Consider the following 25,048-nt stretch of genomic DNA (forward strand, 5'->3'; position numbering starts at 1 on the left):
GCCCCCCACAATAACCCGCTATCGCGAGAGCTATAGCGGGTTTGGCGTTACGTCGGACGGGGCTACCGAAGCGGCAACATCAACGTAATCGGCGAAAGTCCCGGACACGGTATAAATCCTGCGTACTTGGTATAGAAACTCGACAGGCGTTCGTTCAGCGGGTGAACAATCATTGCGCTCGACCCAATCGTATTGGAGGCGCTGATTGCCCGTTCAACTGCATCCTGCAGCAGGTCGATGGCATAACCCTGGCCTTGAGCTTCTTGAGTAATCCCCATGCGCCCCAGCAGTGTCACTGGATGCACGCTAGGTGAGTTGCGTTGATGGCTTTTCGGAACGACGCTCTCGCGTGCGATGGAACCGCTCGACAGGGTGTAGTAACCCATGACGATAGCGGTGTCCTTGCGACAGACGACGTAAACAACGGCCTGTTTGGCCGCTTGAGCCTTACGCGCCTGCCTGTGCAGGTAATCGTTGATCGACTGTTCACCCGAATCGAACTGATCCAGGGAGTGTTCATCGTTCAGCCTTTCTGGGGCTTTTAGCTCCACCGTTTGGGTCTTTCTAGAAGTTGTTGTAGGCACTTGTTACCTCGGATCGGGTTGGCGTCCATGGCCTGTTCAAATGCGTCAAATGCAACGTCGTCGAGAAGGAACAGGCGCTTTTCCAGGATGACCTCTTCTGCTTTTTGACAAGCAGCCTCCAAGATAAAGCTGGTTCGATCGCGACCGGACATTGCCGCTGCCAAATCGATCAGGTTCCGTTTTTTTTCGTCCGCTCTCATGTTGATTGGAACGGGCTTGGATTTTTCAACGCTTTCAATGATTGCAGTCATGTTTCTGTCCCACCTTGGAATGGTTACGTTTTTGCGTGGAGGCCTCCTTATCGCGTTAGTGCGTCAAACTTCTGCTTAGTGTTTTGCATGGGGGGGATACCTTTGAGATGTCTCAGTGATTCGCTTAATGTGATCTGTCGTTTGGGAGATCTAACGTTTGATAGTTGAGGCCATGATGGTGGCCTCAGGGAGCATGCTACCGCGCCGTGTAGCTAATGTCTACACGCGTGTATCTTATAGCTATACGTGTGTCAGTCCCATCACTCCCGCTCAGGAATACGCGACGATGCTGCTGAAGGAGGGACGCTGATGTCAGGAATAGTCGTTCCCTACCTGCTCGCGGGGATGGCCCTGTCATGGTTTCTGACGAACTGACGGTCAAAAGGGGAAGCGGTCTAATCCGCTTCCCCCTTTTTAGACGCGCAGTCATTTACAGACTTTCGAGAATATCCGCCATGTCATCCGCATGCTCTTCTTCCTGAGCCAGGATTTCTTCGAACAGGCGGCGGGTGGTCGGGTCTTTGTCACCGATGTACTGGATGATTCCACGGTAGCTGTCGACCGCAATCCGCTCGGCGACGAGGTCTTCGTAGACCATTTCCTTCAAATTGTTGCCGGCCACGTATTGCGCATGGGCGTTCTTCGATAGCAGGTCCGGGTTGAATTCCGGCTCGCCGCCCAACTGCACGATACGTTCGGCGAGTTTGTCGGCGTGTTCGGCTTCCTGGGTCGCATGTTCGAGGAATTCTGCAGCGGCGATCTGCGCCTTCACGCCGCTGGCCATGAAGTAGTGACGCTTGTAGCGCAGCACGCAGACCAGTTCGGTGGCCAGCGAGGCATTGAGCAGGCGAATGATCTCTTCGCGGTCGGCGTTGTAGCCTTCGGTCACGGCGCCGTTTTCGACGTTCTGGCGGGCGCGTTGGCGCAGGGTCGCAACGTCAGTCAGGTTTGCTGCAGTCATCTCAACCTCCTGGGGCTAATCCGGTTTTACGCCACGCTCTGTCGGCGTGATCGCTCCAAGTTGTGAGTCGTGGGCGGGGCAAAAAGTTTTATTGGATTTGCCGGCAGATGTCATCAGCCCGTCGCCGGATTGGGTTAGCCTGCGCTCATCCTTTCTTGATCAAGGACGTTCGCTTCATGTCGCAGTCGTTAGCCACGCGTTACCCCTTGGTGCTGGTGCCGGGCATGCTGGGGTTTGTGCGCCTGGGATTGTTTCCTTACTGGTACGGCATCGTCCCGGCGTTGCGGGCCGGCGGGGCGCAGGTGTTTGCGGTGCAGGTGGCGCCGCTCGATTCCAGCGAGGTGCGTGGCGAGCAGTTGCTCGCGCAGGTCGAGCGGATTCGCCGCGAAACCGGTGCCGACAAGGTCAACCTGATCGGCCACAGCCAGGGTTCGCTCACTGCGCGCTATGCCGCGGCCAAATGTCCGCAGTGGATCGCCTCGGTGACGTCGGTGGCCGGCCCCAACCACGGTTCGGAGCTGGCGGATTATTTCCACACCCATTACCCCCGGGGCAGCCTCAAAGGCCGGATGGTCAGCGCGCTGTTTCATCTGGTCGCCGCCGTCATGAGCCTGCTGGAGACCGGCTACCGAGGCCCGCGCTTCAAGGCCGACCTGCATGCCTCGCACCAGTCGCTGACCAGCGCCGGCGTGGCGGTGTTCAATCGTGAGTATCCCCAGGGATTGCCGCCGACATGGGGCGGGCAGGGCGCCGCAGAGGTCAATGGCGTGCGCTATTACTCATGGTCCGGCACCTTGCAGCCGGGTAAGACCGATCGCGGGCGCAACCTGCTCGATGGCACGAATCGCAGTTGCCGCTTGTTCGCCCGCAGCTTCGTGCGAGAGAAAGGCCAGTGCGATGGCATGGTCGGGCGCTACAGCTCACACCTGGGGACGGTGATCGGCGATGACTACGCCCTCGACCATTTCGATATCGTCAATCAGTCGCTGGGGCTGGTGGGCAAAGGCGCGGAGCCGATCCGCTTGTTCGTCGAGCATGCGCAGAGGCTCAAGGCGGCTGGGGTGTAGGAGATGCACCGCGTTATCGTTCATCGCGGGCAAGCCCCCTCCCACATTGGCCCGCGTTCGCCCTGGCGCCTCGGTCAACTGTGGGAGGGGGCTTGCCCCCGATAGCGATAGCTCAGGCAACGCCCAGCTTACGCCCGACCGGCGTAGTCCAGCGCTCCGACAAAATCACCCCGCCCAACGTCAGCAGCCCGCCCACCAGGTGATACAGCGCCAACGCTTCCTTCAACACCAGCGCCGCGATCAGCGCGGTAATCAGCGGCAGCAGGTTGAAAAACAACGTGGTGCGGCTCGGCCCCAGGGTTTTCACCGAGTGCATCCAGGCCAATGGTGCGAGCATCGAGGCCAACAGGCAGGCGTACAGCACCAACGGAATATTCGCCCAGCCCAGCCCGGCTTTTGCCGAGTACAGAAACAGCGGAAACAGCACCACCACGGCCACCAGCACCTGCAGATACAGCAACACCAACGGCGGCAGGCGCAGCTGCCATTTTTTCAGCAAGGTGCTGTAGACCGCGTAGGCCAGGGTGGCGACCAGCATCATCGCGTCGCCCAGGTTGACCCCGTGTTGCAGCAGCGTGCCCAGGCTGCCGGACGACACCACCACCGCCACGCCAGCGAACGACAGCACCGCGCCGCTCAGCGCGCCGAAGGTCAGGCGTTGGCCGAGGCTGATGATCGCCGCCGTCAACGCCATCAATGGCATCAGCGACAGGATGATGCCCATGTTGGTGGCGCTGGTCAGCGACGCGGCGTAATAGGCCAGGCTTTGATACACCGCCATGCCCAGCACGCCGAGGATAAAAATCTTGCCCAGGTTCGGGCGGATGATCGGCCACTGGGCAATCACCGGCTTGAGCATGAACGGGGTAAACAGCAGCGCCGCGAGCAACCAGCGGTAGAAGCCGATTTCAGCGGGGAAGATCGAACCCACGGCCAGTTTGTTGACCACGGTGTTGCCGGCCCAGATGAAAATGGCCAGCAGGGGATACGCGTATTGCATTGAAAACAACCCAAGGTGTTGGTGAGACGGGAGTATGGCGCAGTACCGACGGGCGAACATCCGTAGTCGGTGAAGATGTTACAAGGTTTGGCTACACTCCTCCGTAGGCCGCGCCCTCCGGTGCGGTAACAGGGAGAAAACTCCATGAAGATGCTGCGAATTCCGTTGTTGATGATGGGCCTGCTGCTGTGTTCCCAAGGCTTTGCCGCTACCGCCCAGCAAAATAAAATGACCACCTGCAATGCCGAGGCCACCACCAAGACGCTCAAAGGCGACGAGCGCAAAGCGTTCATGAAAACCTGCCTGTCGGCGCCCGCCGCCAATGATGCGAAGACGCTGACCCCGCAGCAGCAGAAGATGAAAGATTGCAATGCGTCGGCGAAAACCAAGGCGCTGACCGGCGATGCGCGCAAGACGTTCATGAGCACCTGTCTCAAAGGCTGATCGCGCGTTCGCGCTCGCTGAAGATCAAATGTGGGCGGCTGGCTGGGCCCCCCGGTCTACCTGAAGGGCCAGCCCGCTCCCACGCTTGATCGCATTGACTACCGATCCACTCGCTTGATTGCCTCAAGGCTGGCAGACTGCCCATCCTTTAACGCCGTTCGTTTTGAGGCTGTATGCCAACGTTTTCTCAGCGTCACGTGTTATTGCTGGCCAGTTACATCATCATTTTCGGCGGATTACTGCTGGTTCTGCCGCTGAAGTTGCTGCCCAGCCTGCTGGCCGGGCTGTTGGTATTTGAACTGGTCAACATGCTTACCCCTCAACTGCAACGGCTGATCGAAGGTCGGCGTGCGCGCTGGCTGGCCGTGGCCTTGCTCGGCACCCTGATCGTCAGCGTGTTGACCCTGATCTTTGCCGGCGCGATCAGCTTCCTGCTCCACGAAGCGGAAAACCCCGGGGCCTCCCTCGACAAATTCATGGGCGTGGTCGACCGCGCGCGCGGCCAGCTGCCGCCGTTCCTCGACGCTTACCTGCCCGCCAGCGCCGCTGAATTCCGGGTGGCCATCGGCGACTGGATCAGCAAACACCTCAGCGATCTGCAATTGGTGGGCAAAGATGCCGCCCACATGTTCGTCACCCTGCTGATCGGCATGGTGCTCGGCGCGATCATGGCGCTGCAGCGCATCCCCGACCTGACCAAGCGCAAACCCTTGGCTGCCGCGCTGTTCGATCGTCTGCACCTGTTGGTCCAGGCGTTTCGCAACATCGTCTTCGCACAAATCAAGATCGCTGCCCTCAACACCGTGTTTACCGCCGTGTTCCTCGCCGTGGTGCTGCCGCTGTGCGGGATTCACCTGCCGCTGACCAAGACCCTGATCGTGCTGACCTTCCTGCTCGGCCTGCTGCCGGTGATCGGCAACCTGATGTCCAACACCCTGATCACCATCGTCGCGCTGTCGCTGTCGATCTGGGTCGCGGTGGCGGCGCTGGGGTATTTGATCGTGATCCACAAGGTCGAGTACTTCCTCAATGCGCGCATCGTCGGCGGGCAGATCAGTGCCAAGTCGTGGGAATTGTTGTTGGCGATGCTGGTATTCGAAGCCGCGTTCGGCCTGCCGGGGGTGGTGGCGGGGCCGATTTACTATGCGTACCTGAAGAGTGAGCTGAAGCTCGGCGGGATGGTCTGAGGAGGGAGGACACTGCTCTGCTGTAGGAGCGAGCTTGCTCGCGAAAAACCCAAGAGCACCGCGCGCCGTCAGACAGCCCGCGTTATCGTTGGCGTCCTTCGCGAGCGAGCTCGCTCCTACAGGGGGGCAGTGCGACGGTATCAGCTGCCGTAGCGCTTACTGGCCTCGATCGCCAACCCGCTGCCGATACTGCCGAAGATATTCCCTTCCACATGCCGCGCATTCGGCAGCATCGCCGAGATGCTGTGGCGCAGCGCCGGAATGCCGCTGGAACCGCCGGTAAAGAACACCGTGTCCACCTGCGCCACATCCACCGACGCGTCGCTGAGCAATTGGGTGACGCTGTTGCGCACGCGCTCCAGCAGCCCGTCGATGGCCGACTCGAACAACGTGCGGCTCAGGTCTACGCTCAAGCCCGGCTCAACCCGGTCGAGCAGCACATGGCGGCTGTCTTCGTGGGTCAGCTGGATCTTGGTTTCTTCGACTTCCATCGCCAACCAGTGCCCGGCCCGCTGTTCGATCAGCTTGAACAGGCGGTCGATGCCGCCGGTGTCTTCGATGTCGTAGCGCATGCTGCCCAGGGCCAACTGGGATTTTTGCGAGTACACCGAGTTGATGGTGTGCCAGGTGGCCAGGTTCATGTGATGGCTGGTGGGCATGTACGCGCCGCTTTTCATGCGGCTGCCGTAGCCGAACAGCGGCATCATGCCGGCCAGCGAGAGTTGTTTGTCGAAGTCGGTACCGCCGATGTGTACGCCGCCGGTGGCGAGGATGTCGTCGTGGCGGTTGTCGTTGTGGCGACGGTCCGGCGACAGGCGCACCAGCGAGAAGTCCGAGGTACCGCCGCCGATGTCGACAATCAGCACCAGCTCTTCTTTTTCGATGGTGGACTCGTAGTCGAAGGCCGCGGCAATCGGTTCGTACTGGAACGAGATGTCCTTGAAGCCGATCTTGCGCGCCACGTCGACCAAGGTGTTCTCGGCTTCCTGGTCGGCCATCGGGTCGTCATCGACGAAAAACACCGGGCGACCCAGCACCACTTCTTCGAACTCGCGGCCGGCGGTGGCTTCGGCGCGGCTCTTGAGTTGGCCGATAAACAGCGCGAGCAAGTCGGTGAACGGCATCGCGGTGCCCAGCACGCTGGTGTCGTGCTTGATCAGCTTGGAACCCAGCAGGCTCTTGAGCGAGCGCATCAGCCGGCCTTCGTAGTTCTCCAGGTATTCGTGCAGCGCCAGGCGACCGTAGACCGGGCGGCGCTCCTCGAAGTTGAAGAACACCACCGACGGCAAGGTGATTTTGTCGTCCTCCAGCGCGATAAGCGTTTCCATGCCGGGGCGAATCCAGCCGACGGTGGAGTTGGACGTGCCGAAGTCGATGCCGCAGGCACGGGCTGGGGATGGGTTTTTCATGTCTATCGGGTTCCGGTTGAAAAACGGCCGCGCAGTGTATGCCACCCGCGTGCAGATGCGTAGGCCGACGATCTGTTAAATAGCCGGCGGCGCGCCTTGAAAGAGCGGGGTTTGCCCCCAACTTGTCCAGCATACGGTCGGCGGCTGCAAGGTTATTCGTGCGGTGCCGATAAACTACTCAGACGCATCCATCGGCTTGGGATTGAGTTCAGTCAATCCAAACGCTGCAAACCGGCGCATGCTGTGCCCTTGGCTGTGCGATATCGATGACGGAGGGTGACCCCCCAGATGGACTTTAAAGACTATTACAAGATCCTTGGCGTGGAGCCGACAGCGGACGACAAGGCAATCAAGGCCGCCTATCGCAAGCTGGCGCGCAAATATCACCCGGACGTGAGCAAGGAAAAAGACGCCGAAGCCAAGTTCAAGGACGCGTCCGAAGCCTATGAAGCGCTGAAAAGTGCCGACAAGCGTGCCGAGTACGACGAGTTGCGCAAATACGGCCAGCATGGCCAGCCGTTCCAGGGCCCACCGGGCTGGCAGAGCCGTGGCGGCTATGGCGGCGGCCAGGACACGGGCGACTTCTCGGACTTCTTCAGTTCGATCTTCGGCGGGCGCGGCGATGCGTTCGGCGGCGGTCAGCGCCGCAGTACCGGGCGCAAGGGCCAGGATGTGGAGATGCAACTGTCGGTGTTTCTTGAGGAGACGCTGTCGACCGAGTCCAAGCAGATCAGCTTCCAGGTGCCGCAATACGACGCCTCGGGCCGGCATGTCAGCAACACCACCAAGAGCCTGAACGTGAAGATCCCTGCCGGGGTGACCGACGGCGAGCGCATCCGCCTCAAGGGCCAGGGCGCTCCGGGCGTTGGCGGCGGGGCCAATGGTGATCTGTACCTGATCGTCAAGTTTGCGCCGCACCCCAAGTTCGAGGTCGAAGGCGAAAACCTGGTGATCACCGTACCGGTGGCACCGTGGGAGCTGGCGTTGGGCACCGAAGTCGCGGTGCCGACCCTGACCGGCAAGATCAACCTCAAGGTCCCGGCCGGCAGCCAGAACGGCCAGCGCATGCGCGCCAAGGGCCATGGCCTGCTGAACAAGAGTGGCCAGCGCGGTTACCTGTTCATCCAGCTCAAAGTGGTGATGCCCAAAGAAGCCACCGAGGAGGTGCTCGGGTTGTGGAAGGCGCTGGCCGACAGCGCCGCCTTCGATCCGCGCAAAGGCTGGAACGCCTGACCCGCCAGGGCGGCGGTCTTGCAGAGTTAGGCCCAGGCCCGTGGGGGCCATGAATAAGCTGCTCATTTTCACAATGAGGCGCTATTCATGGCCCACGCTCAAGCCCCGTTCCCTCCGGGCGATGGGGCGCCGCGCCAGCGTGGCGTAGGGCGCGTCAGAACAGAAAGTAGCGCTGCGCCATCGGCAGCACATCCGCCGGCTCACACCACAGCAACACGCCGTCGGCCTTGACCTGATACGTCTGCGGGTCCACCTCGATGTGCGGCAGGTAGTCGTTGTGGATCAGGTCGGTTTTCTGCACGTCGCGGCAGCCCTTGACCACTGCGATCTGCTTCTTCAGGCCCAAGGCTTGCGGCAAGCCGGCGTCCGCGGCGGCCTGGCTGATAAAGGTCAGGCTGGTGGCGTGCAGGGCGCTGCCGAAGCTGGCGAACATCGGCCGGTAGTGGACCGGCTGCGGCGTGGGAATCGAGGCGTTGGCATCGCCCATCAGGCTTGAGGCAATCGCGCCGCCCTTGAGGATCAGCGTCGGCTTGATGCCGAAGAACGCCGGCCGCCACAGCACCAGATCAGCCCATTTGCCGACTTCGATGGAGCCGACGATATGGCTGATGCCATGGGTGATCGCCGGGTTGATGGTGTACTTGGCGATGTAGCGCTTGGCCCGGAAGTTGTCGTTGCCGGGGCCGTCGCCGGGCAGGGCGCCGCGTTGTTTTTTCATCTTGTCGGCGGTTTGCCAGGTGCGCGTGATCACTTCGCCGACGCGGCCCATGGCCTGGCTGTCGGAGCTGATCATCGAGAACGCGCCGAGGTCGTGCAGGATGTCTTCGGCGGCGATGGTCTCGCGGCGGATGCGGCTTTCGGCGAAGGCCACGTCTTCGGCGATGCTCGGGTCGAGGTGATGGCAGACCATCAACATGTCCAGGTGCTCGTCGATGGTGTTGCGCGTGAACGGCCGCGTCGGGTTGGTCGAGCTGGGCAGCACGTTGGGGAAGCCGCAGGCCTTGATGATGTCCGGTGCGTGGCCGCCGCCGGCGCCTTCGGTGTGGTAGGTGTGGATGGTGCGGCCCTTGAGCGCGGCCAGCGTGGTTTCGACGAAGCCGGACTCGTTGAGGGTGTCGCTGTGAATCGCCACCTGCACATCGTATTGGTCGGCGACGTTCAGGCAGTTGTCGATGCTCGCGGGCGTGGTGCCCCAGTCTTCATGCAGCTTCAAACCGATGGCGCCGGCCTTGACCTGCTCGATCAGCGGCTCCGGCAGGCTGGCGTTGCCCTTGCCGGTGAAACCGATGTTCATCGGGAACGAGTCGCTGGCCTGCAGCATGCGCGCCAGGTGCCACGGGCCGGAGGTGCAGGTGGTCGCGTTAGTGCCGGTGGCCGGGCCGGTGCCGCCGCCGATCAGGGTGGTGACGCCGCTGGTCAGCGCTTCTTCGATCTGCTGCGGGCAGATGAAATGCACGTGGCTGTCGATGCCGCCGGCGGTGAGGATCATGCCTTCACCGGCGATCACTTCGGTGCTGGCGCCGATGGCCATGGTCACGCCGGGCTGGATATCCGGGTTGCCGGCCTTGCCGATGGCGTGGATGCGGCCGTTCTTGAGGCCGACGTCGGCCTTGACGATGCCCCAGTGGTCGATGATCAGCGCGTTGGTGATCAACGTGTCGACCACTTCATGGGCGAGCAATTGGCTCTGGCCCTGGCCATCGCGGATGACCTTGCCGCCGCCGAATTTGACCTCTTCGCCATAGACGGTGAAGTCCTGCTCCACTTCGACGAACAACTCGGTGTCGGCCAGGCGGACCTTGTCGCCGACGGTGGGGCCGTACATGTCGGCGTAGGCTTGGCGGCTGATTTTCATGTGTGTGAGCCCTGAGAAAAATGTGTTGAATGTGAAATCGCTATCGGGGGCAAGCCCCCTCCCACATGGGAATGCATTCCAACTGTGGGAGGGGGCTTGCCCCCGATGAGGCCCTAAAGGTCGCCCATGATCCGCCCGGCAAACCCGAACACCCGCCGCCCACCGCCGAAGTCGACCAACTCGACCTCACGGCTCTGCCCCGGCTCGAAGCGCACCGCGGTGCCCGCCGGGATATTCAGGCGCATGCCGCGGCTCAATGCGCGGTCGAAGGTCAGCGCGTCATTGGTCTCGAAAAAGTGATAGTGCGAGCCCACCTGGATCGGCCGGTCGCCGCTGTTGGCCACGCTCAGGCTGACGGTGCGGCGGCCGACGTTGAGTTCGATGTCGCCAGGCTGGATCTGAAATTCACCAGGAATCATGCAGGTTGCCCCAGGGTCTTGTAGTAGATGGCGGTCGGGCTGTAGCGCCCGTCCGGGCTTTGGCAGTAATCGGGCAGTTCACCGACCTTGGTGTAGCGCAGCGCCTGGTAGAAGGCTTCGGCCTCGGAGCCGGCTTCGGTGTCCAGGTACAGCAGGCCGCGCTTGTGTTGGCGCGCGGCGAGTTCCAGGGCGTGCATCAACTGGTGGCCCAGGCCATGGCGGCGGGCGCTGCTGTGGACCAGCAGTTTTTGCACTTCGGCGCGGTTCAGACCGTTGGCTTTCTGGCACAGCGCCAGTTGCACGCTGGCGATCACCCGCTCGTCGCGCACCACCACCCACAGCAACAGGCTGGCGTCTTCGATGCTCGCTTGCACGCCGTGCAAATACGCACGCGCCTGGGCCTCATCGAAGTCGGCCATGAAGCCGATCGACGCGCCGTGCCTGACCGCATCCAGCAACAGCTCGATCAAGCCCTGGCGATAGTGGGCAAAACTTTCAGCATTGACTCGACGCAGTTGCGCGGCGTTCATCGATCTCACTCCTGGGGCGGTTCGGCGCCCGGATTCAAGGTCAGTTGCATAAAGGTCAGATCGAGCCAGCGGCCGAATTTGATGCCCACTTGCGGCATCTGCCCGGTGGTGCTGAAACCCAGGCGCTCATGCAGGCGGAGCGAGGCCTGGTTGCCGCTTTCAATGGCGGCGACCATCACATGTTTGCCGCCGGTGCGCGCGCGTTCGATCAGGGTTTGCATCAGGCGTGGGCCGAGGCCTTTGCCGCGCTGATCGTTGCGCACGTACACCGAGTGCTCGACGCTGTAGCGATAGCCTTCGAAGGGGCGCCAGTCGCCGAACGAGGCGTAGCCCGTCACTTCGTCGTTGTCGACGGCGACCAGAATCGGGTAGCGCTGCGCCTGGCGCGCAGTGAACCAGGCCTGGCGGTTCGCCAGGTCCACCAGTTGCTCGTTCCAGATCGCCGTGGTGTTCAGCACCGCGTCGTTGTAGATGTCGCGGATCGCTGGCAGGTCTTGCTCGGTTGCATCACGAATCATGGCTGGGCCTCACGCGATGGGTTGGTGGACGGTCACCAGTTTGGTGCCATCGGGGAAGGTGGCTTCCACCTGGATATCCGGGATCATCTCCGGGATGCCTTCCATCACCTGCTCGCGGCTGAGCAGGGTGGTGCCAAAGTGCATCAGGTCGGCCACGGTACGGCCGTCGCGGGCGCCTTCCATCAGCGCGGCGGAGATGTAGGCGATGGTTTCCGGGTAGTTGAGCTTCACACCGCGCGCCAGGCGCCGTTCGGCGACGAGGCCTGCGGTGAAGATCAGCAGTTTGTCTTTTTCCCGTGGGGTCAGGTCCATGGTTCAAGGTCCTTCATAAAATGCATTCTTAAATACAATGGAGATCAAGTGTGGGAGGGGGCTTGCCCCCGATAGCAGAGTGTCAGGCCATGCATCTGTAACTGACCCACCGCCATCGGGGGCAAGCCCCCTCCCACATGTTGATCTTCATGTGCTCCAGATTCGCGGTGCCACGGCCTCTCGGCCCAGCACCGCCGGGCGCAACAGCCGCCATAAATCAATCAACCAGCCCCGCGCCAGCAGCGCCTCGCTGGCCAGGCAGCGGGCGACCAGCAAGCCGGGCAGTTGGGTCAGGTCGCCGCGCACCGCGTGGGGCAGGGCGCGGCAGTGTTCGAGTAATTCAGGCTCGATATCACCGGTCAGCAACAAGGTGGCGAATACCGGTTGTCCGTCCAGGCCGATCGGTGAGTCGAGCAAGCCATCGTCGCCCACAATGCGCTGGCGTTCGTGCCAGAGCAACTGGCCGTCGCGGCGGATATCCAGGTGCGATTGAAAGTGCCCGAGGTCGAAGCGCTCGCCGCTGGCCGGGCGGCCCAGGGCGACCACGTCCCAGTACAACAGCCGCGCATCGCCGTGCAGCGCGATGCGTGTGCTGAGTTCGGCCTGGGCGGCGCTGAACACGATGGTTTCCTGAGGCAGCCATTCCAGGGTGGCGCCGGCCTCGACGCTCAGCTCCAGTTGCTGAAACGCCGGGCCGCTGGCGCGGTACCACTTGGCCGCGCCAGGGCTGGTCAATTGCGCCCAGGCGCCCGCGGCGACGTGGGCGCGGATGTCCAGGCGGTCGCCGCCGGCTATGCCACCGGGCGGATGCACGATGATGTGCTGGCACACCTCGGGGCCTTCGGCGTACAGGTGTTTCTGCACGCGCAGCGGGCCGAGGTGGCGGCGCATCACCGGGCGCGTGGTGGCGCCGAAACGCGCGTAGCCGAGTTCCAGCTCGGCGTGCCAGCTGGGGGTGAACAGGGCAGTGGAAACGGGCAGGTTCATGGCGTGTGCTTATCGTTAGGACGCTACAGATTAGATGGTTACGAGACCGCGCACACCGTCGCGTTCCATATTTTCGCCGCGGCCTTGCTGGACGATTTCCCCGCGTGACATCACCAGGTATTGGTCGGCCAGTTCGGCGGCAAAGTCGTAGAACTGCTCCACCAACAGGATCGCCATGTCGCCACGGGCCGCAAGCTTTTTGATCACCGCCGCGATCTCCTTGATCACCGACGGCTGGATACCTTCGGTCGGCTCATCGAGAATCAACAGGCGCGGCCGGCTGGCCAGGGCGCGGCCGATCGCCAGTTGCTGTTGCTGGCCGCCGGACAAATCGCCCCCGCGGCGGTGCTTCATTTGCAGCAGCACCGGGAACAGTTCGTAGATAAACCCCGGCACTTCCCTGGCCTCGGCGCCGGGAAAGCGCGACAGGCCCATCAGCAGGTTTTCTTCCACGGTCAGCCGCCCGAAAATCTCGCGGCCCTGGGGCACGTAGGCGATCCCGGCGTGAACGCGCTGGTGTGGCTTGAAACCGGTGATGGCCTTGCCTTCCCAGTTCACCGCGCCCTCTTTGGCGGGCAGCAGGCCCATCAGGCACTTGAGCAGGGTGGTCTTGCCCACGCCGTTACGGCCGAGCAGGCAGGTGACTTCGCCGATCTGCACCTCGAATGAAAGCCCGCGCAGGATGTGGCTACCGCCGTAATACTGGTGCAACTTGTCGACTTGCAGCATTCTCAAAACCTCCTCAATTCCCTGTAGGAGCGAGCTTGCTCGCGAAAAACCTGAGGGCGCCGCGTGCATTCAGGCTGCCCGCGTTATCGTTAACGATTTTTGCGAGCAAGCTCGCTCCTACAGAAAAGCGAACTCAGCGCCCGAGGTATACCTCGATCACGCGCTCGTTTTCCTGCACCTGTTCCAGCGACCCTTCAGCCAGCACGCTGCCCTGGTGCAACACGGTCACGTGGTCGGCAATCGAACCGACAAACCCCATGTCGTGCTCCACCACCATCAGCGAGTGCTTGCCCGCCAGGCGCTTGAACAGTTCGGCGGTGAATTCGGTTTCGGCGTCGGTCATGCCCGCCACCGGTTCGTCGAGCAGCAACAGTTGCGGGTCTTGCATCAGCAGCATGCCGATTTCCAGGAACTGTTTCTGGCCGTGGGACAGCAGGCCAGCCGGGCGATGCACCGAGGCGGTGAGGCGGATGGTGTCGAGCACTTCATCGATGCGGTCCTTCTGTTCCCCGCTCAGGCGTGCGCGCAGGCTGGCCCACACCGACTTGTCGGTCTTCTGCGCCAGCTCCAGGTTTTCGAACACGCTCAAGGCTTCGAACACCGTGGGTTTCTGGAACTTGCGGCCAATGCCGGCCTGGGCGATCTGCACTTCGCTCATCGCAGTCAGGTCGAGGGTTTCGCCGAACCAGGCGTTGCCGTGGCTGGGCCGGGTCTTGCCGGTGATCACGTCCATCAGCGTGGTTTTGCCGGCGCCGTTGGGGCCGATGATGCAGCGCAGTTCGCCGACGCCGATGTAGAGGTTCAAGGCGTTGAGTGCCTTGAAACCGTCGAAGCTGACGCTGATGTCTTCCAGGGTCAGGATCGTGCCGTGGCGCGTATCGAGGCCCGTGCCGGCGGCCTGGCCGATGCCGATCGCATCGCGGCCGTTGCCGGTGTCGAGAATAGGTTCGAGCATAAATTCCGCCGTCGCAGTCACTCTCATTGTTCACCCCGTTTCTTCAACAGGCCGATCACACCCTTGGGCAAATACAGGGTGACGATGATGAACAACGCCCCCAGGAAGAACAGCCAGTACTCCGGGAACGCCACGGTGAACCAGCTCTTCATGCCGTTGACCACCCCGGCGCCGAGCAGCGGCCCGATCAAGGTGCCGCGCCCACCCAGGGCCACCCACACGGCGGCTTCGATGGAATTGGTCGGTGACATTTCGCTGGGGTTGATGATGCCCACCTGCGGCACGTACAACGCTCCCGCCAGGCCGCACAGCACCGCGCTCAACACCCACACGAACAGCTTGAAACCACGCGGGTCGTAGCCGCAGAACATCAGGCGGTTCTCGGCATCGCGCAGGGCAGTCAGTACCCGGCCGAACTTGCTGCGGGCCAGGCGCCAGCCGATGTACAGGCTGCTCACCAGCAACAGCACGGTGGCGGCAAACAACACCGCGCGCGTGCCCGGTTCGGTGATGCCGAAGCCGAGGATGCTGCGGAAGTTGGTGAAGCCGTTATTGCCGCCGAAGCCGGTCTCGTTGCGAAAGAACAACAGCATCCCGGCGAAGGTCAGCGCCTGGGTCATGATCGAGAAATACACGCCCTTGATCCGCGAGCGGAAGGCGAAGAAGCCGAACACCAGCGCCAGCAACCCCGGCGCCAGCACCACCAGGCACAGCGCCCAGAGGAAGTGCTCGGTGCCGACCCAGTACCAGGGCAATTCGGTCCACGACAAAAAGGTCATGAACGCCGGCAACTCGTCGCCGGAGGCCTGGCGCATCAGGTACATGCCCATGGCATAACCGCCGAGGGCGAAGAACAGGCCGTGGCCGCGGGACAGCATCCCGGCGTAACCCCACACCAGGTCGAGCGCGAGGGCGACGATGGCGTAGCAGAGGATCTTGCCCACCAGCGTCAGGGTGTAGGCCGAGACATGCAGCGCGTTGTCCGCTGGCAGCAGCGACAGCAACGGCAGCGCCAGCAGCACGCCGAGGATCAGCGCGCCGACGGCAATCGTCAGCTTGGGGCCGGCCTTTTGCGTGGCCGTGAGCATCAATGGCTGGTTCATCAGTCGATCACCCGTCCTTTCAGTGCGAAGAGGCCTTGCGGGCGTTTCTGGATAAACAGAATGATCAGCGCAAGGATCAGGATCTTGCCGAGCACGGCGCCGATCTGTGGTTCGAGGATCTTGTTGGCGATCCCCAGGCCGAACGCGGCCATCACGCTACCGGCCAATTGGCCGACACCGCCGAGCACGACGACCAGGAAGGAGTCGATGATGTAGCTCTGGCCCAGGTCGGGGCCGACGTTGCCGATCTGGCTCAGCGCCACACCGCCGAGCCCGGCGATGCCGGAGCCCAGGCCAAAGGCGAGCATGTCCACGCGCCCGGTGGGCACGCCGCAGCAGGCGGCCATGTTGCGGTTCTGGGTGACGGCGCGCACGTTGAGGCCCAGGCGCGTCTTGTTGAGCAGCAGCCACGTCAGCACCACCACGCACAGGGCGAAGGCGATGATCACGATGCGGTTGTACGGCAACACCAGGTTGGGCAGCACTTGAATGCCGCCGGACAGCCACGCGGGGTTGGCCACTTCGACGTTCTGCGCGCCGAACACCAGGCGCACCAGTTGGATCAGCATCAGGCTGATGCCCCAGGTGGCGAGCAGGGTTTCCAGGGGGCGGCCGTACAGGTGACGAATCACCGTGCGCTCCAGGGCCATGCCGATGGCGGCGGTGACGAAAAACGCCACTGGCAGTGCGATCAGCGGGTAGAACTCGATGGCGTGCGGCACGTAGCGCTGCATCAGCAACTGCACCACATAGGTGGAATAAGCGCCGAGCATCAGCATCTCGCCGTGGGCCATGTTGATCACACCCAGCAGGCCGAACGTGATCGCCAGGCCCAGGGCCGCGAGCAGCAGGATCGAGCCCAGGGACATGCCGCTGAAGGCCTGGCCGAGCAGCTCGCCCAGCATCAGTTTGCGCTTGACCTGGGCCAGGCTGGTCTCGGCGGCGGTATGCACGGCGGCGTCGGTTTCCACGCCGGGGGCGAGCAAGGTTTCCAGGCGTGTGCGCGCCAGCGGGTCGCCGGTGCTGCCGAGCAGACGCACGGCGGCCAAACGCACCAGCGGGTCGCTGTCCACCAGTTGCAGGTTGGCCAGGGCCAGGCTGAGGGCGCTGTGTACCTCCTCGACGGTTTCGGCGGCGACACGCTGGTCGAGGAATTTGAGCTGCGCCGGTTGTGCGGTTTTTTGCAGGGTCTGCGCGGCGGCCAGGCGTACCTTGGGGTCGGCGGCGAGCAGTTGCAGGCTGGCCTGTACGTTGTCGATCAGACCGCGCAGGCGGTTGTTCAGGCGCACGGTCTTGGTTTCACCGTTGACCGTCAGTTGGCCTTGTTGCAGCGCGTCCACCAGCTCGATGCGCGCCGGGTCGGGCTGGGCGGCCCAGTCCTGCAGCAGTTTGGCTTGTTGCGTCGGGTTGGCGGCGAGGAAGTCTTCGGCGTCGCCGGCGTGTGCGCCAACAGGCAGCAACAGTAGGGCCGTGAGGATCAAGCGGTAGAGGGCAGTGGGCATAACAAAATGTCCTGAGCATGCACGGGTCGGCTTTATGTGGGAGGGAGCTTGCTCCCGATAGCGGTGGGTCAGGCAATGCATGTGCTGACTGATCCACCGCTATCGGGGGCAAGCCCCCTCCCACATGTCGATCTGCGCTGGGGCTTAGTTACTTTTCACGGCGTAATCAGGTTTTTTGTCGTTGCCGGGAATGTACGGGCTCCATGGCTGTGCGCGGATCGGTTCCTGGGTCTGCCACACCACCGAGAACTGCCCGTCGGCCTGGATCTCACCGATCATCACCGGCTTGTGCAGGTGGTGGTTGGTCTTGTCCATGGTCAGGGTGAAACCCGACGGCGCGGCGAAGGTCTGGCCGGCGAGGGCTTCACGCACTTTGTCGACGTCGGTGGACTTGGCCTTCTCCGCCGCCTGCGCCCACATATGAATGCCCACGTAGGTGGCTTCCATCGGGTCGTTGGTCACGGCTTTGTCCGCGCCCGGCAGGTTGTGTTTCTTGGCGTAGGCTTTCCAGTCGGCGACGAATTTGGTGTTCACCGGGTTCTCTACCGACTGGAAGTAGTTCCAGGCGGCGAGGTTGCCCACCAGCGGCTTGGTGTCGATGCCGCGCAGTTCTTCTTCGCCCACCGAGAACGCCACCACCGGTACGTCGGTGGCTTTGAGGCCCTGGTTGGCCAGCTCTTTGTAGAACGGCACGTTGGAGTCGCCGTTCACGGTGGAGATCACCGCGGTCTTGCCGCCCGCCGAGAATTTCTTGATGTTGGCGACGATGGTCTGGTAATCGGCGTGGCCGAACGGGGTGTAGACCTCTTCGATGTCTTTATCCGCGACGCCTTTGGAATGCAGGAACGCGCGCAGGATCTTGTTGGTGGTGCGCGGGTACACGTAGTCGGTGCCCAGCAGGAAGAAGCGCTTGGCGCTGCCGCCTTCTTCGCTCATCAGGTATTCCACCGCCGGGATCGCCTGCTGGTTCGGTGCTGCACCGGTATAGAACACGTTCGGCGACATCTCTTCGCCTTCGTATTGCACCGGGTAGAACAGCAGGCCGTTGAGTTCTTCGAACACCGGCAATACCGATTTGCGCGACACCGAGGTCCAGCAGCCGAATACCACGGCGACCTTGTCCTGGGTCAGCAACTGCCGGCTTTTTTCCGCGAACAGCGGCCAGTTCGACGCCGGGTCTACCACCACTGGTTCCAGCATCTTGCCGTTCACACCGCCCTTGGCGTTGATCTCGTCGATGGTCATCAGCGCCATGTCTTTGAGCGAGGTTTCGGAGATGGCCATGGTGCCGGACAACGAATGCAGGATGCCGACCTTGATGGTCTCGGCGGCCTGCACAGTCCAGGTCATGCCCATGGCGACAATCGATGCCGATAGGGTGAAAGCCTTGAGCAAACTACGACGCTTCATGGTGCGATCTCCGGGGATTTGATTTTTTTAGTGGCAGAGTTGGAAGCTGAAGAGTGCATAGCAAGGCCTGTGCCTAAGGCCCGAAACCTCCACTTAAATCGTCACGCTGGGTGTCGCGGGCAAGCCTGGTGCACCGCTTTGGCTCGCGGTCGCAGGGTCGTGCAGGCGGGAGCCCCGAAAGAGGGCATGGAGATGCGGTGCCACGCTGCTGTCTGGGTCTTCCGGGATTCGCGCTTTGCATTCAATACACGGGAGAGCCACTGCATCGATGCGCGCTTTGACATGCTCGCGAAACGCGATGCAGTAATGGCCTCACTGGCGTGTGCGATTGGGTGTTTGTGACAGTACTTTTCGTACAGGGCCTAAATAAGTCATACCTATCTACCGTCTCTGAACGAGCGGTGTACTCCATCTTTGAAGGGGTGCGTCACGGCGATTATTTGCCAGGACGCACGCTTTCTTCGATGAGGTGAAACATGAATGACTTTACGGAACTGCCGCAACAAACCCCTGGACATATACCGGTCCTTCCGGCGCTCAGCCCGTTGTTTATGTCGGCCGACGATGCCGCCCGTTGGGCTTATGAGCGGATCGACTACTCGGTGGCCGACAAGGAATACGGGGGTGCCATTCTTAAACAAGGCAACCGCTACTTCGCCACGACGCCAATCGCTGACCAGCAGTTGACCTTCGATCATCGGATCTTGCTGGCCACGGATGCCGACGACAACTTCATCGCGCCCAACGGCTACAGTTGCGAGGCGCTTTACCATTCTCACCCGCCGAACCTGGAGCAGGTGAAAGCGAGAAACCCCGGGATTAGCGATGATCATGCTTCGATGATGATCAGTTTTTTTTCGCCTGCGGACCTGAGTTTTATCATTGAGCACCGCAGCTCGGTGCGCGCTCATTATTTGTGCGGCCCCGAGGGCTCGCTGCTTAAGTACACAACCTCGGGTTCGGCGGCGGAGGTCCTGCTGAGAAAGCGCCTTCTCGGCGAGGAGCCGTTCCCGGCTTCTGCGGATCGGGAGTCATTGATCTGGATGACCGCCGATGCCGGCGACCTGCGGGTAGTGGTGCCCAACCGCCAGTGGGGAGGCGTGCGTGGGCAGATGAAGCGGGGTTGGAGAGTCAATGCCGCCGTGACGCAAGTGACCCAGGAGCAGCCATTTTTCACCCAGGTATTCGCACAGCCTGAATTGGCCGTGATGGCGGCCCTAGCCCTGTCGGCGTCGGCGGCTGGCGAGTATGCCTTCGGGTTTGTACTGAAACACACCCAAAGCGAAAGTTACATCGCGACCTACCCCGAGCTCGCGCCCAGGGCATTGTTCTCTGCCACCGGGCTCTTCCCCGAGCAAGCCTCCGGCAAACTGAAGCTGCCCTCCAACTTTCGGCTCGAAGCCCTCTACTACCGCTCTAAAGCCACGCCAACGGACATCCCCGAAAACGAGTCCTGGTTGTATGCCACATTCCCGACCCCTGCGGAGCTGGTGGCGGCCATCGTGCAGTCAGAAGCGACCCGGGACATACAGAACAAAAGCCGAGGTTTGCGCCTTTACATCGAAACCTCGGATGACGCACTGCTTGAACTCAAGGTGCCAGCGCCCAGTGATGCCGGCGCGCTGGTCAACACCGGCGACGATGGCGTGCTCGGTGACAATGGCGCCCAGGCCGCGCTGAAGGCCGGCAGCCTCAGCCCGCGTGACTATGTGCGCCGGGTGATTGCCGCGACGTCGGTGTCAGTGGTCCAGGCCGGCTTGCTCTGGCGTGTCGTCGGCCCGCTGGACAACCGTTCGGCGGTGTTGAACGGTTTCTATCAGGCGGTATTGAGCCCGCCCTTTATTTCTGCCCACGACGCAGCGGTGTATGCCCACGAGCAGATCGGCCCAAGACGTGAGCGAACCTACGGCGGCTATGTACTCAAGGACAAAGAAGGCCGCTTCTTTATCACCCAGCCCCTGGCCAGCGACGCCAACCCGTTTGCCCTCAGGCTGTTTTTTCCGACGGAGCTACCCGGCCCGTTGATCCCTCCCGAGGCTTACGCGATTCACGGCCGCTACGGCTCCCACCCGGCGCTGTCGATGGTCGACCCCGGCTGGGTCAATCAGCGCAACTGGACGCGCGAAGACGCCCTCATCAACCTGCAGATTTTTGGCACCGCCCAAATCTACGATGTGATCCAGTCGGGGCGCCCGGCGTATATGTCGGCTGCCGAGGACTGCCTGCTGGCGTACACCCCGAGCGGCTCCACGCATGAGGCATTGGTGTCTGCCGGCGCTGCGCCGCAACCGGCCGGCAGCGTGCTGCAAAAACGTTTGGACAGCGGTCTGTTCAAACCCGCGCTGTGGGTCACCCGGTTGGCTGAGGCGGGTGACTTGCGGGTGATCCAAGGCAATGTGTTATGGGGCCCGCGTTCGCCGATCTACAAAGACTGGACGCCCTCTTTCGAGTACGCGCCCAGAACCGGCGCTCCCGACTATGTGACCTATGGCGCGCTGTTCGGCACGGCAGACGAAGCCGCCCGCGATCTGCATGCGCGGGTCCATGGGCGCAACCTGCCGGAGCAGGCGTACTTTGCGTTTATCCTCAAGCACCGGGACAAGGCGTTGTACCTGGCCACCGAGGTGGTGGGCGTCAATGAACGGGTCAAGCTGTTCAATCTCAACAGCGTGTTTGCACCGACAGAAGACAATGACTATCGGTTTCCCGCTGGGTTTTCGCTCTGCGGGCTGTTTCGTTCGCAGCAATGGCAACCGACCGGGCTGTCGCCATCCAGTGCCTGGCTGACCCGCTATTTTGTGATGCCGATGGTGTTGTACGAGGCGCTGTACGAGAGCCAGCGCAGAGGGGTGAAGTACAACGGCGGTAGAAACCTGCCGGTGTACTTTTCAACGCAGGAGGGAGCCCTGTTGAGATTCGTCGCGCTGCCATTTCGCGTGGGCGGCGGCGGGCCGGTGGAAAGTGCCTTTGAACAGGCCGCCAGCGCATTGGCCTCCGGTGAAAAGACGACGCAGACCTTTGTCAGGGAGTGGGCCAACAGCGGCGAGCTTTACGTGGTGCGTACCAGCCAATGCTGGGACCAGCAAGGGCGGGTGTCGCGCACCTGGACGGGTTACGAACACCTGACCCGCCGTCGCGTGGGGCCCGCGTTTGCCAACCCGGACGATGCGGCACGGTATGCCGCGGGCGTTGTCGGTGAGGGCCGGCGCCGCACCTATGGCGGCGTCCTGCTCAGGCTGCCCGATGGTGTGTTCGTCGCGACTGATCCGCTGGTGGTGCCGCCCCAGGGCTTTGCGCTGAACTGGATTTATCCTGACCCGGCGATCGCGCAAGGGCTGTACCCGCCGGGAAGTATCATCGTCGCGCGTTACCGCTCGGTGCTCAAGCAAGAGACACAGATACTGTTTTCGGCCACGCAAAAGGCGGTCTACCAGAGCATGTTGCCCACGAGCGTGCTGTCGAACCTGCTGTTCCGTGAAGTCCACATCAAGCGCGAATATGTGTTTGGCCCCGAGGGGGGCATCCTGCGTTATCAACTGACGGGGTCGGCGGAGGAGGAGGCGCTCAAGCTGACGTTGGCGCCGTTGAACCTGGTCAGGGGGGATGTGGCCGACAATGAAGTCGAACGGCAACTGCGCAGCGGAGCGCTGCTCCCGGTCGACTTCGTCACGCAGGTGGCGAAGGCCGGCGATCTGCGGGTGGTCAACGGCAACCGCCTGTGGGGCCACCCGCGACGGTTGAGCGGGCCGTTCGTGCCGGACTTGGCCGAGGTCGCGGCGCTGGCGATCAAGCAGGTGTTTGCCGATGCGCCGTGCGGTCCACTCTTTACCCAGGCTTACGACGCCGTGCGTCATGTGCAGCGAGTGTCGTCGCCCCAGGCACAGGTGCAGTTCGGTTATGTACTCAAGGATGCGCGGAAAAACCTGTACATGACGACCTTGCCGCTGGTGCGCGCCGATTACACGCGTTTCGAACAGGTCTTCGTCGATGGCCTGTTGCCCCAGGGGTATACGCTGGATGGCTTGTATCTGTGCGCCTCCACCGTGGCGATTGCGCCGGCGAGCGATGACATGGCGCTGAGTTTCTTCTCGCCCCAGGTACTGGCCGGCGCGGTCAATTTTCTCAGCAACCTGGCCGGCAACGGTGCCCTGCCGCTCTACCTGCTGTGCGCCGACGGCGCGCTGCTGAGGTATTCCTTGCGAAAGCACGAGGGGCAAGCGCTGAGCAGCGAGGCCCGAACGCTCGGACCGCAGTTGCTCGAAGGCGCCTCCAGCGTCGCCGACTACGTGCGCGGGCTCGCGACCAAGGGCGACTTGTATGTGCGTGTCAGGAGCACGGTGTGGGGCAAGGAACAAAGCGTCACCGCGCAGTGGCAACCCAAGGCCGCGCCCTGGCCCGCCCAGGACAACCCACACTTCCTGTCCTTTTGCGGGCCGCTGTTCGGTCATGCCGACGACGCCGCGCGCTGGGCCGAAAAACAGCTGGGCGGCTTCAAGGGCCGCGAATACCTCGGCGCCGTGCTGGCGCCGCCAAAGGCGCGGGGGCTCGTGGCGCTTGAGCCGGTGGAGGATCACCGTGCGTGGTTGGTGGACACGATTTCACAGCTGTTCTGGTTCGGTCATCTCGGCTTTGATATCACCCCCGATCATCCGCTGTTCTTCTACACCATCAAAGCGCTCCAGGCGTTTTACAAAGTCATCCCTTTGGGCCTGAATCTATCGGCGCTGGATCAGCGGTTGCTGGACAATTTTGCCGACAAAAATGATCTGCGCCTGTACCTGGACATCATCCGCAGTAACCGTCCGGTCGCCGAGAGTGTCTACCTGGCGTGTCGCGGCGGTGCGCTCCTGAAGTATGTGCCGGGTTTCACGGCGGACGAGACGCGACTGCTGAGTGTCGACTCGTCGCCTTCGCCCAGCGTGCTGGTCAGCGGCTTGCGCGCGGCCGGCACGTTGAGTGTGTTGGAAACCGATACCTTCTGGACGCGACCGGGGGCGCTGGGGGCGGAATGGCAGGTCAAGGACGTACTCGCCGAGCCGGACCCGCAAGCCGTGCTGTACGGCCGGGACAAAGACGAACTCTGACAACGGCGCGGCGCTGACCAAGCCGGCCGCCGTGGATCGCCCGGTCCCCGGCGGCACTTGACCGGCACCCGGGCGTCAAACCCGCGAAGGCTGCGCAAACAGCCGCGACAGCAGCAGGCGATCGAGCGCCCACACGACGATCAGCGACGCGCCCACCAACGGGAAGGCGATCGCCAGCCCGAGCATGATCACCATCGCGGTTTTCCACTTCGGCAGGTCATGACGCAACGGCGGCACTCCGAGGCCGCCCACCGGCCGCCGTTTCCACCAGATCACCACGCCGCTGACGGCACTGAGCAGGATCATCAGGCAGATCAGCAGCACGATCAGTTGATTCACCCAGCCGAACATCTTGCCCTCGTGCAACATCACCCCGGTCTCGGTCGCCCGCGCCACGCCGTTGTAGTGTTCCCAGCGCACATCGGCGAGGACCTTGCCGGTGTACTGGTCCACATGCAGGGTGGCGTCATTGCGCGGGTCGTTGGCGAACACCGAGACAGTGAATACGCCCTCGGCGGTGGTGGGCGGGGTGATGCTGTAGCCGGGCTCGACCTTGCGCGAGGTGGCCAGGTCGACCACCTGTTGCAGGCTGATGGTGGGCGCGGCGGGGGCGGCATGCATCGCGCCGTGGTTCATGTGTTCGGCATGGTCGCCGGACACCGGCATCGGTGTGTTTTCCATGGCCCAGGGCACGGTCTGTTGCGTCGCGGTGTTGAGCACGCGCGCCTGTTGATCGGAGGTCGGCACGTTGTTCCACATCGCCGCCGGGAAGCGGTTCCACAGGTCGGCGTATTGCTTGCCCCAGAAGCCGGTCCAGGCCATGCCGCTGAGCAGCATCACCAGCAACAACGCCGCGCCCCAGAAACCGGTGACGACATGCAGGTCGCGCCAGAACACACGGCCACGGGTGTTGAAGCGCGGCCACAGCACCCCGGACGATGACTTGCCGCGTGGCCACCACAAGTACATGCCTGAGATCACCAGCATCACGCCCCAACCGGCAGCGAGCTCGACCAGGCGGTCACCCACGGTGCCTATCATCAACTCGCCGTGCAGGGCGCGTGCGATGGCTTGCAGGTTGTTTTTCGCGTCCTGCGTGCCGAGCACGGTGCCGCGATACGGGTCGACGAACACCGTCATTTCGCGGCCGCCGTCGTGCATGACGAACTGTGCGCTGCTGGTGGCGTCGGCCGGTGGCAAGTATTTGCTGAGCGTGCCCTGGGGGTAGGCGGCCTTGGCGCGTTGCAGTTGCTCGTCGGCGCTCAGTGCGCGTTCGGCGGCGGGGACGGTGAGCAGGTGGCCGTACATCAGCGGGTCGAGCTGGGGCTTGAACAGGTAGATGATGCCGGTCAGGGCCAGCAGCACCATGAAGGGCGCGACAAACAGCCCGGCGTAGAAATGCCAACGCCAGGCCAGGTTGTAGAAGGAGATTTTTTGTGTGCTCATCAGGGGGGGCTCCGCAAGGTTTTGTTTTTTTGGGGTCAGTTACACCGCCATCGGGGGCAAGC

General features: G+C 62.6%; 22 protein-coding genes and 1 pseudogene. 5 read left to right on the plus strand and 18 right to left on the minus strand.

Annotation, left to right across the window (positions count from 1 at the left end):
• Positions 1-62 precede the first annotated feature (62 nt).
• From C8K66_RS24005 to C8K66_RS24015, 3 genes are all read right to left on the minus strand, one after another.
• Positions 63-551 (minus strand): GNAT family N-acetyltransferase, encoded by a 489-nt coding sequence (locus tag C8K66_RS24005; RefSeq protein ID WP_046487345.1) that lies wholly within the window; start codon positions 549-551, stop codon positions 63-65.
• Entirely contained in the window at positions 542-835 is a 294-nt protein-coding gene (locus tag C8K66_RS24010; protein ID WP_057006071.1) for a DUF1778 domain-containing protein, read from the minus strand. The genes C8K66_RS24005 and C8K66_RS24010 overlap by 10 nt, the downstream gene beginning before the upstream one ends.
• Before the next feature lie 430 nt (positions 836-1,265).
• Complete coding sequence (locus tag C8K66_RS24015; RefSeq protein WP_057006070.1) at positions 1,266-1,796, minus strand: bacterioferritin; 531 nt, start codon at positions 1,794-1,796, stop codon at positions 1,266-1,268.
• Between the two features lie 176 nt (positions 1,797-1,972).
• On the opposite strand from C8K66_RS24015, the gene C8K66_RS24020 reads away from it, so the two are divergent.
• Positions 1,973-2,863, plus strand: coding sequence for a triacylglycerol lipase (locus tag C8K66_RS24020; protein ID WP_046384873.1), 891 nt, complete (start codon positions 1,973-1,975; stop codon positions 2,861-2,863).
• 112 nt (positions 2,864-2,975) lie between these two features.
• On the opposite strand, the gene C8K66_RS24025 is transcribed toward C8K66_RS24020, so the two are convergent.
• Positions 2,976-3,863 (minus strand): DMT family transporter, encoded by an 888-nt coding sequence (locus tag C8K66_RS24025; protein WP_057006068.1) that lies wholly within the window; start codon positions 3,861-3,863, stop codon positions 2,976-2,978.
• A gap of 144 nt (positions 3,864-4,007) precedes the next feature.
• Here C8K66_RS24025 and C8K66_RS24030 point away from each other — a divergent pair, with 144 nt between their 5' ends.
• Positions 4,008-4,307, plus strand: a complete 300-nt coding sequence (locus C8K66_RS24030; protein WP_017849707.1) for a PsiF family protein — start codon at positions 4,008-4,010, stop codon at positions 4,305-4,307.
• A 173-nt stretch (positions 4,308-4,480) separates the two neighbouring features.
• Positions 4,481-5,494 carry an AI-2E family transporter gene (locus C8K66_RS24035; RefSeq protein WP_046384871.1) on the plus strand — a complete coding sequence of 338 codons (1,014 nt, stop codon included), beginning with the start codon at positions 4,481-4,483 and terminating at the stop codon, positions 5,492-5,494.
• 140 nt (positions 5,495-5,634) lie between these two features.
• On the opposite strand, the gene C8K66_RS24040 is transcribed toward C8K66_RS24035, so the two are convergent.
• Positions 5,635-6,903 (minus strand): Hsp70 family protein, encoded by a 1,269-nt coding sequence (locus tag C8K66_RS24040; RefSeq protein ID WP_017849705.1) that lies wholly within the window; start codon positions 6,901-6,903, stop codon positions 5,635-5,637.
• A gap of 288 nt (positions 6,904-7,191) precedes the next feature.
• Between C8K66_RS24040 and C8K66_RS24045 the strand changes: the two genes are divergently transcribed.
• Positions 7,192-8,136, plus strand: coding sequence for a DnaJ C-terminal domain-containing protein (locus C8K66_RS24045; protein ID WP_017849704.1), 945 nt, complete (start codon positions 7,192-7,194; stop codon positions 8,134-8,136).
• Between the two features lie 154 nt (positions 8,137-8,290).
• Here C8K66_RS24045 and ureC read toward each other — a convergent pair whose 3' ends face one another.
• The 12 genes and pseudogenes from ureC to urtA all read right to left on the minus strand — a co-directional run bounded on the left by ureC (position 8,291) and on the right by urtA (position 18,456).
• Positions 8,291-9,991 (minus strand): urease subunit alpha, encoded by a 1,701-nt coding sequence (gene ureC, locus C8K66_RS24050; RefSeq protein ID WP_057006066.1) that lies wholly within the window; start codon positions 9,989-9,991, stop codon positions 8,291-8,293.
• A 113-nt stretch (positions 9,992-10,104) separates the two neighbouring features.
• On the minus strand, positions 10,105-10,410 hold the full coding sequence (locus C8K66_RS24055) for an urease subunit beta (protein ID WP_017849702.1): 306 nt from the start codon (positions 10,408-10,410) through the stop codon (positions 10,105-10,107).
• Complete coding sequence (locus C8K66_RS24060; protein ID WP_017849701.1) at positions 10,407-10,940, minus strand: GNAT family N-acetyltransferase; 534 nt, start codon at positions 10,938-10,940, stop codon at positions 10,407-10,409. Before C8K66_RS24060 ends, C8K66_RS24055 begins: the two co-directional genes overlap by 4 nt.
• A 5-nt stretch (positions 10,941-10,945) precedes the next feature.
• On the minus strand, positions 10,946-11,458 hold the full coding sequence (locus C8K66_RS24065; protein WP_108526122.1) for a GNAT family N-acetyltransferase: 513 nt from the start codon (positions 11,456-11,458) through the stop codon (positions 10,946-10,948).
• 9 nt (positions 11,459-11,467) lie between these two features.
• Positions 11,468-11,770, minus strand: a complete 303-nt coding sequence (locus C8K66_RS24070; protein ID WP_010213535.1) for an urease subunit gamma — start codon at positions 11,768-11,770, stop codon at positions 11,468-11,470.
• A 147-nt stretch (positions 11,771-11,917) separates the two neighbouring features.
• Entirely contained in the window at positions 11,918-12,757 is an 840-nt protein-coding gene (locus C8K66_RS24075) for an urease accessory protein UreD (RefSeq protein WP_102618695.1), read from the minus strand.
• Between the two features lie 30 nt (positions 12,758-12,787).
• The gene (gene urtE, locus C8K66_RS24080) at positions 12,788-13,486 is read right to left on the minus strand and encodes an urea ABC transporter ATP-binding subunit UrtE (RefSeq protein WP_046485661.1); all 699 of its coding nucleotides are present in this window, start codon (positions 13,484-13,486) and stop codon (positions 12,788-12,790) included.
• A 22-nt stretch (positions 13,487-13,508) separates the two neighbouring features.
• Positions 13,509-13,595 (minus strand): annotated as a pseudogene (locus C8K66_RS31390) (outer membrane lipoprotein carrier protein LolA); the annotation flags it as partial.
• A gap of 24 nt (positions 13,596-13,619) precedes the next feature.
• A complete protein-coding gene (urtD, locus tag C8K66_RS24085) occupies positions 13,620-14,468 on the minus strand; it encodes an urea ABC transporter ATP-binding protein UrtD (RefSeq protein ID WP_046485662.1) in 849 nt (282 codons plus the stop codon).
• Positions 14,465-15,544, minus strand: coding sequence for an urea ABC transporter permease subunit UrtC (gene urtC / locus C8K66_RS24090; protein ID WP_108526124.1), 1,080 nt, complete (start codon positions 15,542-15,544; stop codon positions 14,465-14,467). Before urtC ends, urtD begins: the two co-directional genes overlap by 4 nt.
• Positions 15,544-17,046 carry an urea ABC transporter permease subunit UrtB gene (urtB, locus tag C8K66_RS24095; RefSeq protein WP_017849695.1) on the minus strand — a complete coding sequence of 501 codons (1,503 nt, stop codon included), beginning with the start codon at positions 17,044-17,046 and terminating at the stop codon, positions 15,544-15,546. The genes urtC and urtB overlap by 1 nt, the downstream gene beginning before the upstream one ends.
• Before the next feature lie 144 nt (positions 17,047-17,190).
• Complete coding sequence (urtA, locus tag C8K66_RS24100) at positions 17,191-18,456, minus strand: urea ABC transporter substrate-binding protein (protein ID WP_104904031.1); 1,266 nt, start codon at positions 18,454-18,456, stop codon at positions 17,191-17,193.
• 476 nt (positions 18,457-18,932) lie between these two features.
• Between urtA and C8K66_RS24105 the strand changes: the two genes are divergently transcribed.
• Positions 18,933-23,540 carry a DUF4329 domain-containing protein gene (locus tag C8K66_RS24105; RefSeq protein WP_108526126.1) on the plus strand — a complete coding sequence of 1,536 codons (4,608 nt, stop codon included), beginning with the start codon at positions 18,933-18,935 and terminating at the stop codon, positions 23,538-23,540.
• 75 nt (positions 23,541-23,615) lie between these two features.
• On the opposite strand, the gene C8K66_RS24110 is transcribed toward C8K66_RS24105, so the two are convergent.
• Positions 23,616-24,986, minus strand: coding sequence for a PepSY domain-containing protein (locus C8K66_RS24110; protein WP_046485667.1), 1,371 nt, complete (start codon positions 24,984-24,986; stop codon positions 23,616-23,618).
• Positions 24,987-25,048: the final 62 nt, after the last annotated feature.

The sequence above is a fragment of the Pseudomonas sp. GV105 genome, from assembly GCF_003058185.1.
Taxonomy (GTDB): Bacteria; Pseudomonadota; Gammaproteobacteria; order Pseudomonadales; family Pseudomonadaceae; genus Aquipseudomonas; species Aquipseudomonas veronii.

Coding starts and splice junctions, on each gene's coding strand:
- C8K66_RS24010 (WP_057006071.1), bottom strand. CDS start 835: ATGACTGCAATCATTGAAAGCGTTGAAAAATCCAAGCCCGTTCCAATC.
- C8K66_RS24015 (WP_057006070.1), bottom strand. CDS start 1,796: ATGACTGCAGCAAACCTGACTGACGTTGCGACCCTGCGCCAACGCGCC.
- C8K66_RS24020 (WP_046384873.1), top strand. CDS start 1,973: ATGTCGCAGTCGTTAGCCACGCGTTACCCCTTGGTGCTGGTGCCGGGC.
- C8K66_RS24025 (WP_057006068.1), bottom strand. CDS start 3,863: ATGCAATACGCGTATCCCCTGCTGGCCATTTTCATCTGGGCCGGCAAC.
- C8K66_RS24030 (WP_017849707.1), top strand. CDS start 4,008: ATGAAGATGCTGCGAATTCCGTTGTTGATGATGGGCCTGCTGCTGTGT.
- C8K66_RS24035 (WP_046384871.1), top strand. CDS start 4,481: ATGCCAACGTTTTCTCAGCGTCACGTGTTATTGCTGGCCAGTTACATC.
- C8K66_RS24040 (WP_017849705.1), bottom strand. CDS start 6,903: ATGAAAAACCCATCCCCAGCCCGTGCCTGCGGCATCGACTTCGGCACG.
- C8K66_RS24045 (WP_017849704.1), top strand. CDS start 7,192: ATGGACTTTAAAGACTATTACAAGATCCTTGGCGTGGAGCCGACAGCG.
- ureC (WP_057006066.1), bottom strand. CDS start 9,991: ATGAAAATCAGCCGCCAAGCCTACGCCGACATGTACGGCCCCACCGTC.
- C8K66_RS24055 (WP_017849702.1), bottom strand. CDS start 10,410: ATGATTCCTGGTGAATTTCAGATCCAGCCTGGCGACATCGAACTCAAC.
- C8K66_RS24060 (WP_017849701.1), bottom strand. CDS start 10,940: ATGAACGCCGCGCAACTGCGTCGAGTCAATGCTGAAAGTTTTGCCCAC.
- C8K66_RS24065 (WP_108526122.1), bottom strand. CDS start 11,458: ATGATTCGTGATGCAACCGAGCAAGACCTGCCAGCGATCCGCGACATC.
- C8K66_RS24070 (WP_010213535.1), bottom strand. CDS start 11,770: ATGGACCTGACCCCACGGGAAAAAGACAAACTGCTGATCTTCACCGCA.
- C8K66_RS24075 (WP_102618695.1), bottom strand. CDS start 12,757: ATGAACCTGCCCGTTTCCACTGCCCTGTTCACCCCCAGCTGGCACGCC.
- urtE (WP_046485661.1), bottom strand. CDS start 13,486: ATGCTGCAAGTCGACAAGTTGCACCAGTATTACGGCGGTAGCCACATC.
- urtD (WP_046485662.1), bottom strand. CDS start 14,468: ATGAGAGTGACTGCGACGGCGGAATTTATGCTCGAACCTATTCTCGAC.
- urtC (WP_108526124.1), bottom strand. CDS start 15,544: ATGAACCAGCCATTGATGCTCACGGCCACGCAAAAGGCCGGCCCCAAG.
- urtB (WP_017849695.1), bottom strand. CDS start 17,046: ATGCCCACTGCCCTCTACCGCTTGATCCTCACGGCCCTACTGTTGCTG.
- urtA (WP_104904031.1), bottom strand. CDS start 18,456: ATGAAGCGTCGTAGTTTGCTCAAGGCTTTCACCCTATCGGCATCGATT.
- C8K66_RS24105 (WP_108526126.1), top strand. CDS start 18,933: ATGAATGACTTTACGGAACTGCCGCAACAAACCCCTGGACATATACCG.
- C8K66_RS24110 (WP_046485667.1), bottom strand. CDS start 24,986: ATGAGCACACAAAAAATCTCCTTCTACAACCTGGCCTGGCGTTGGCAT.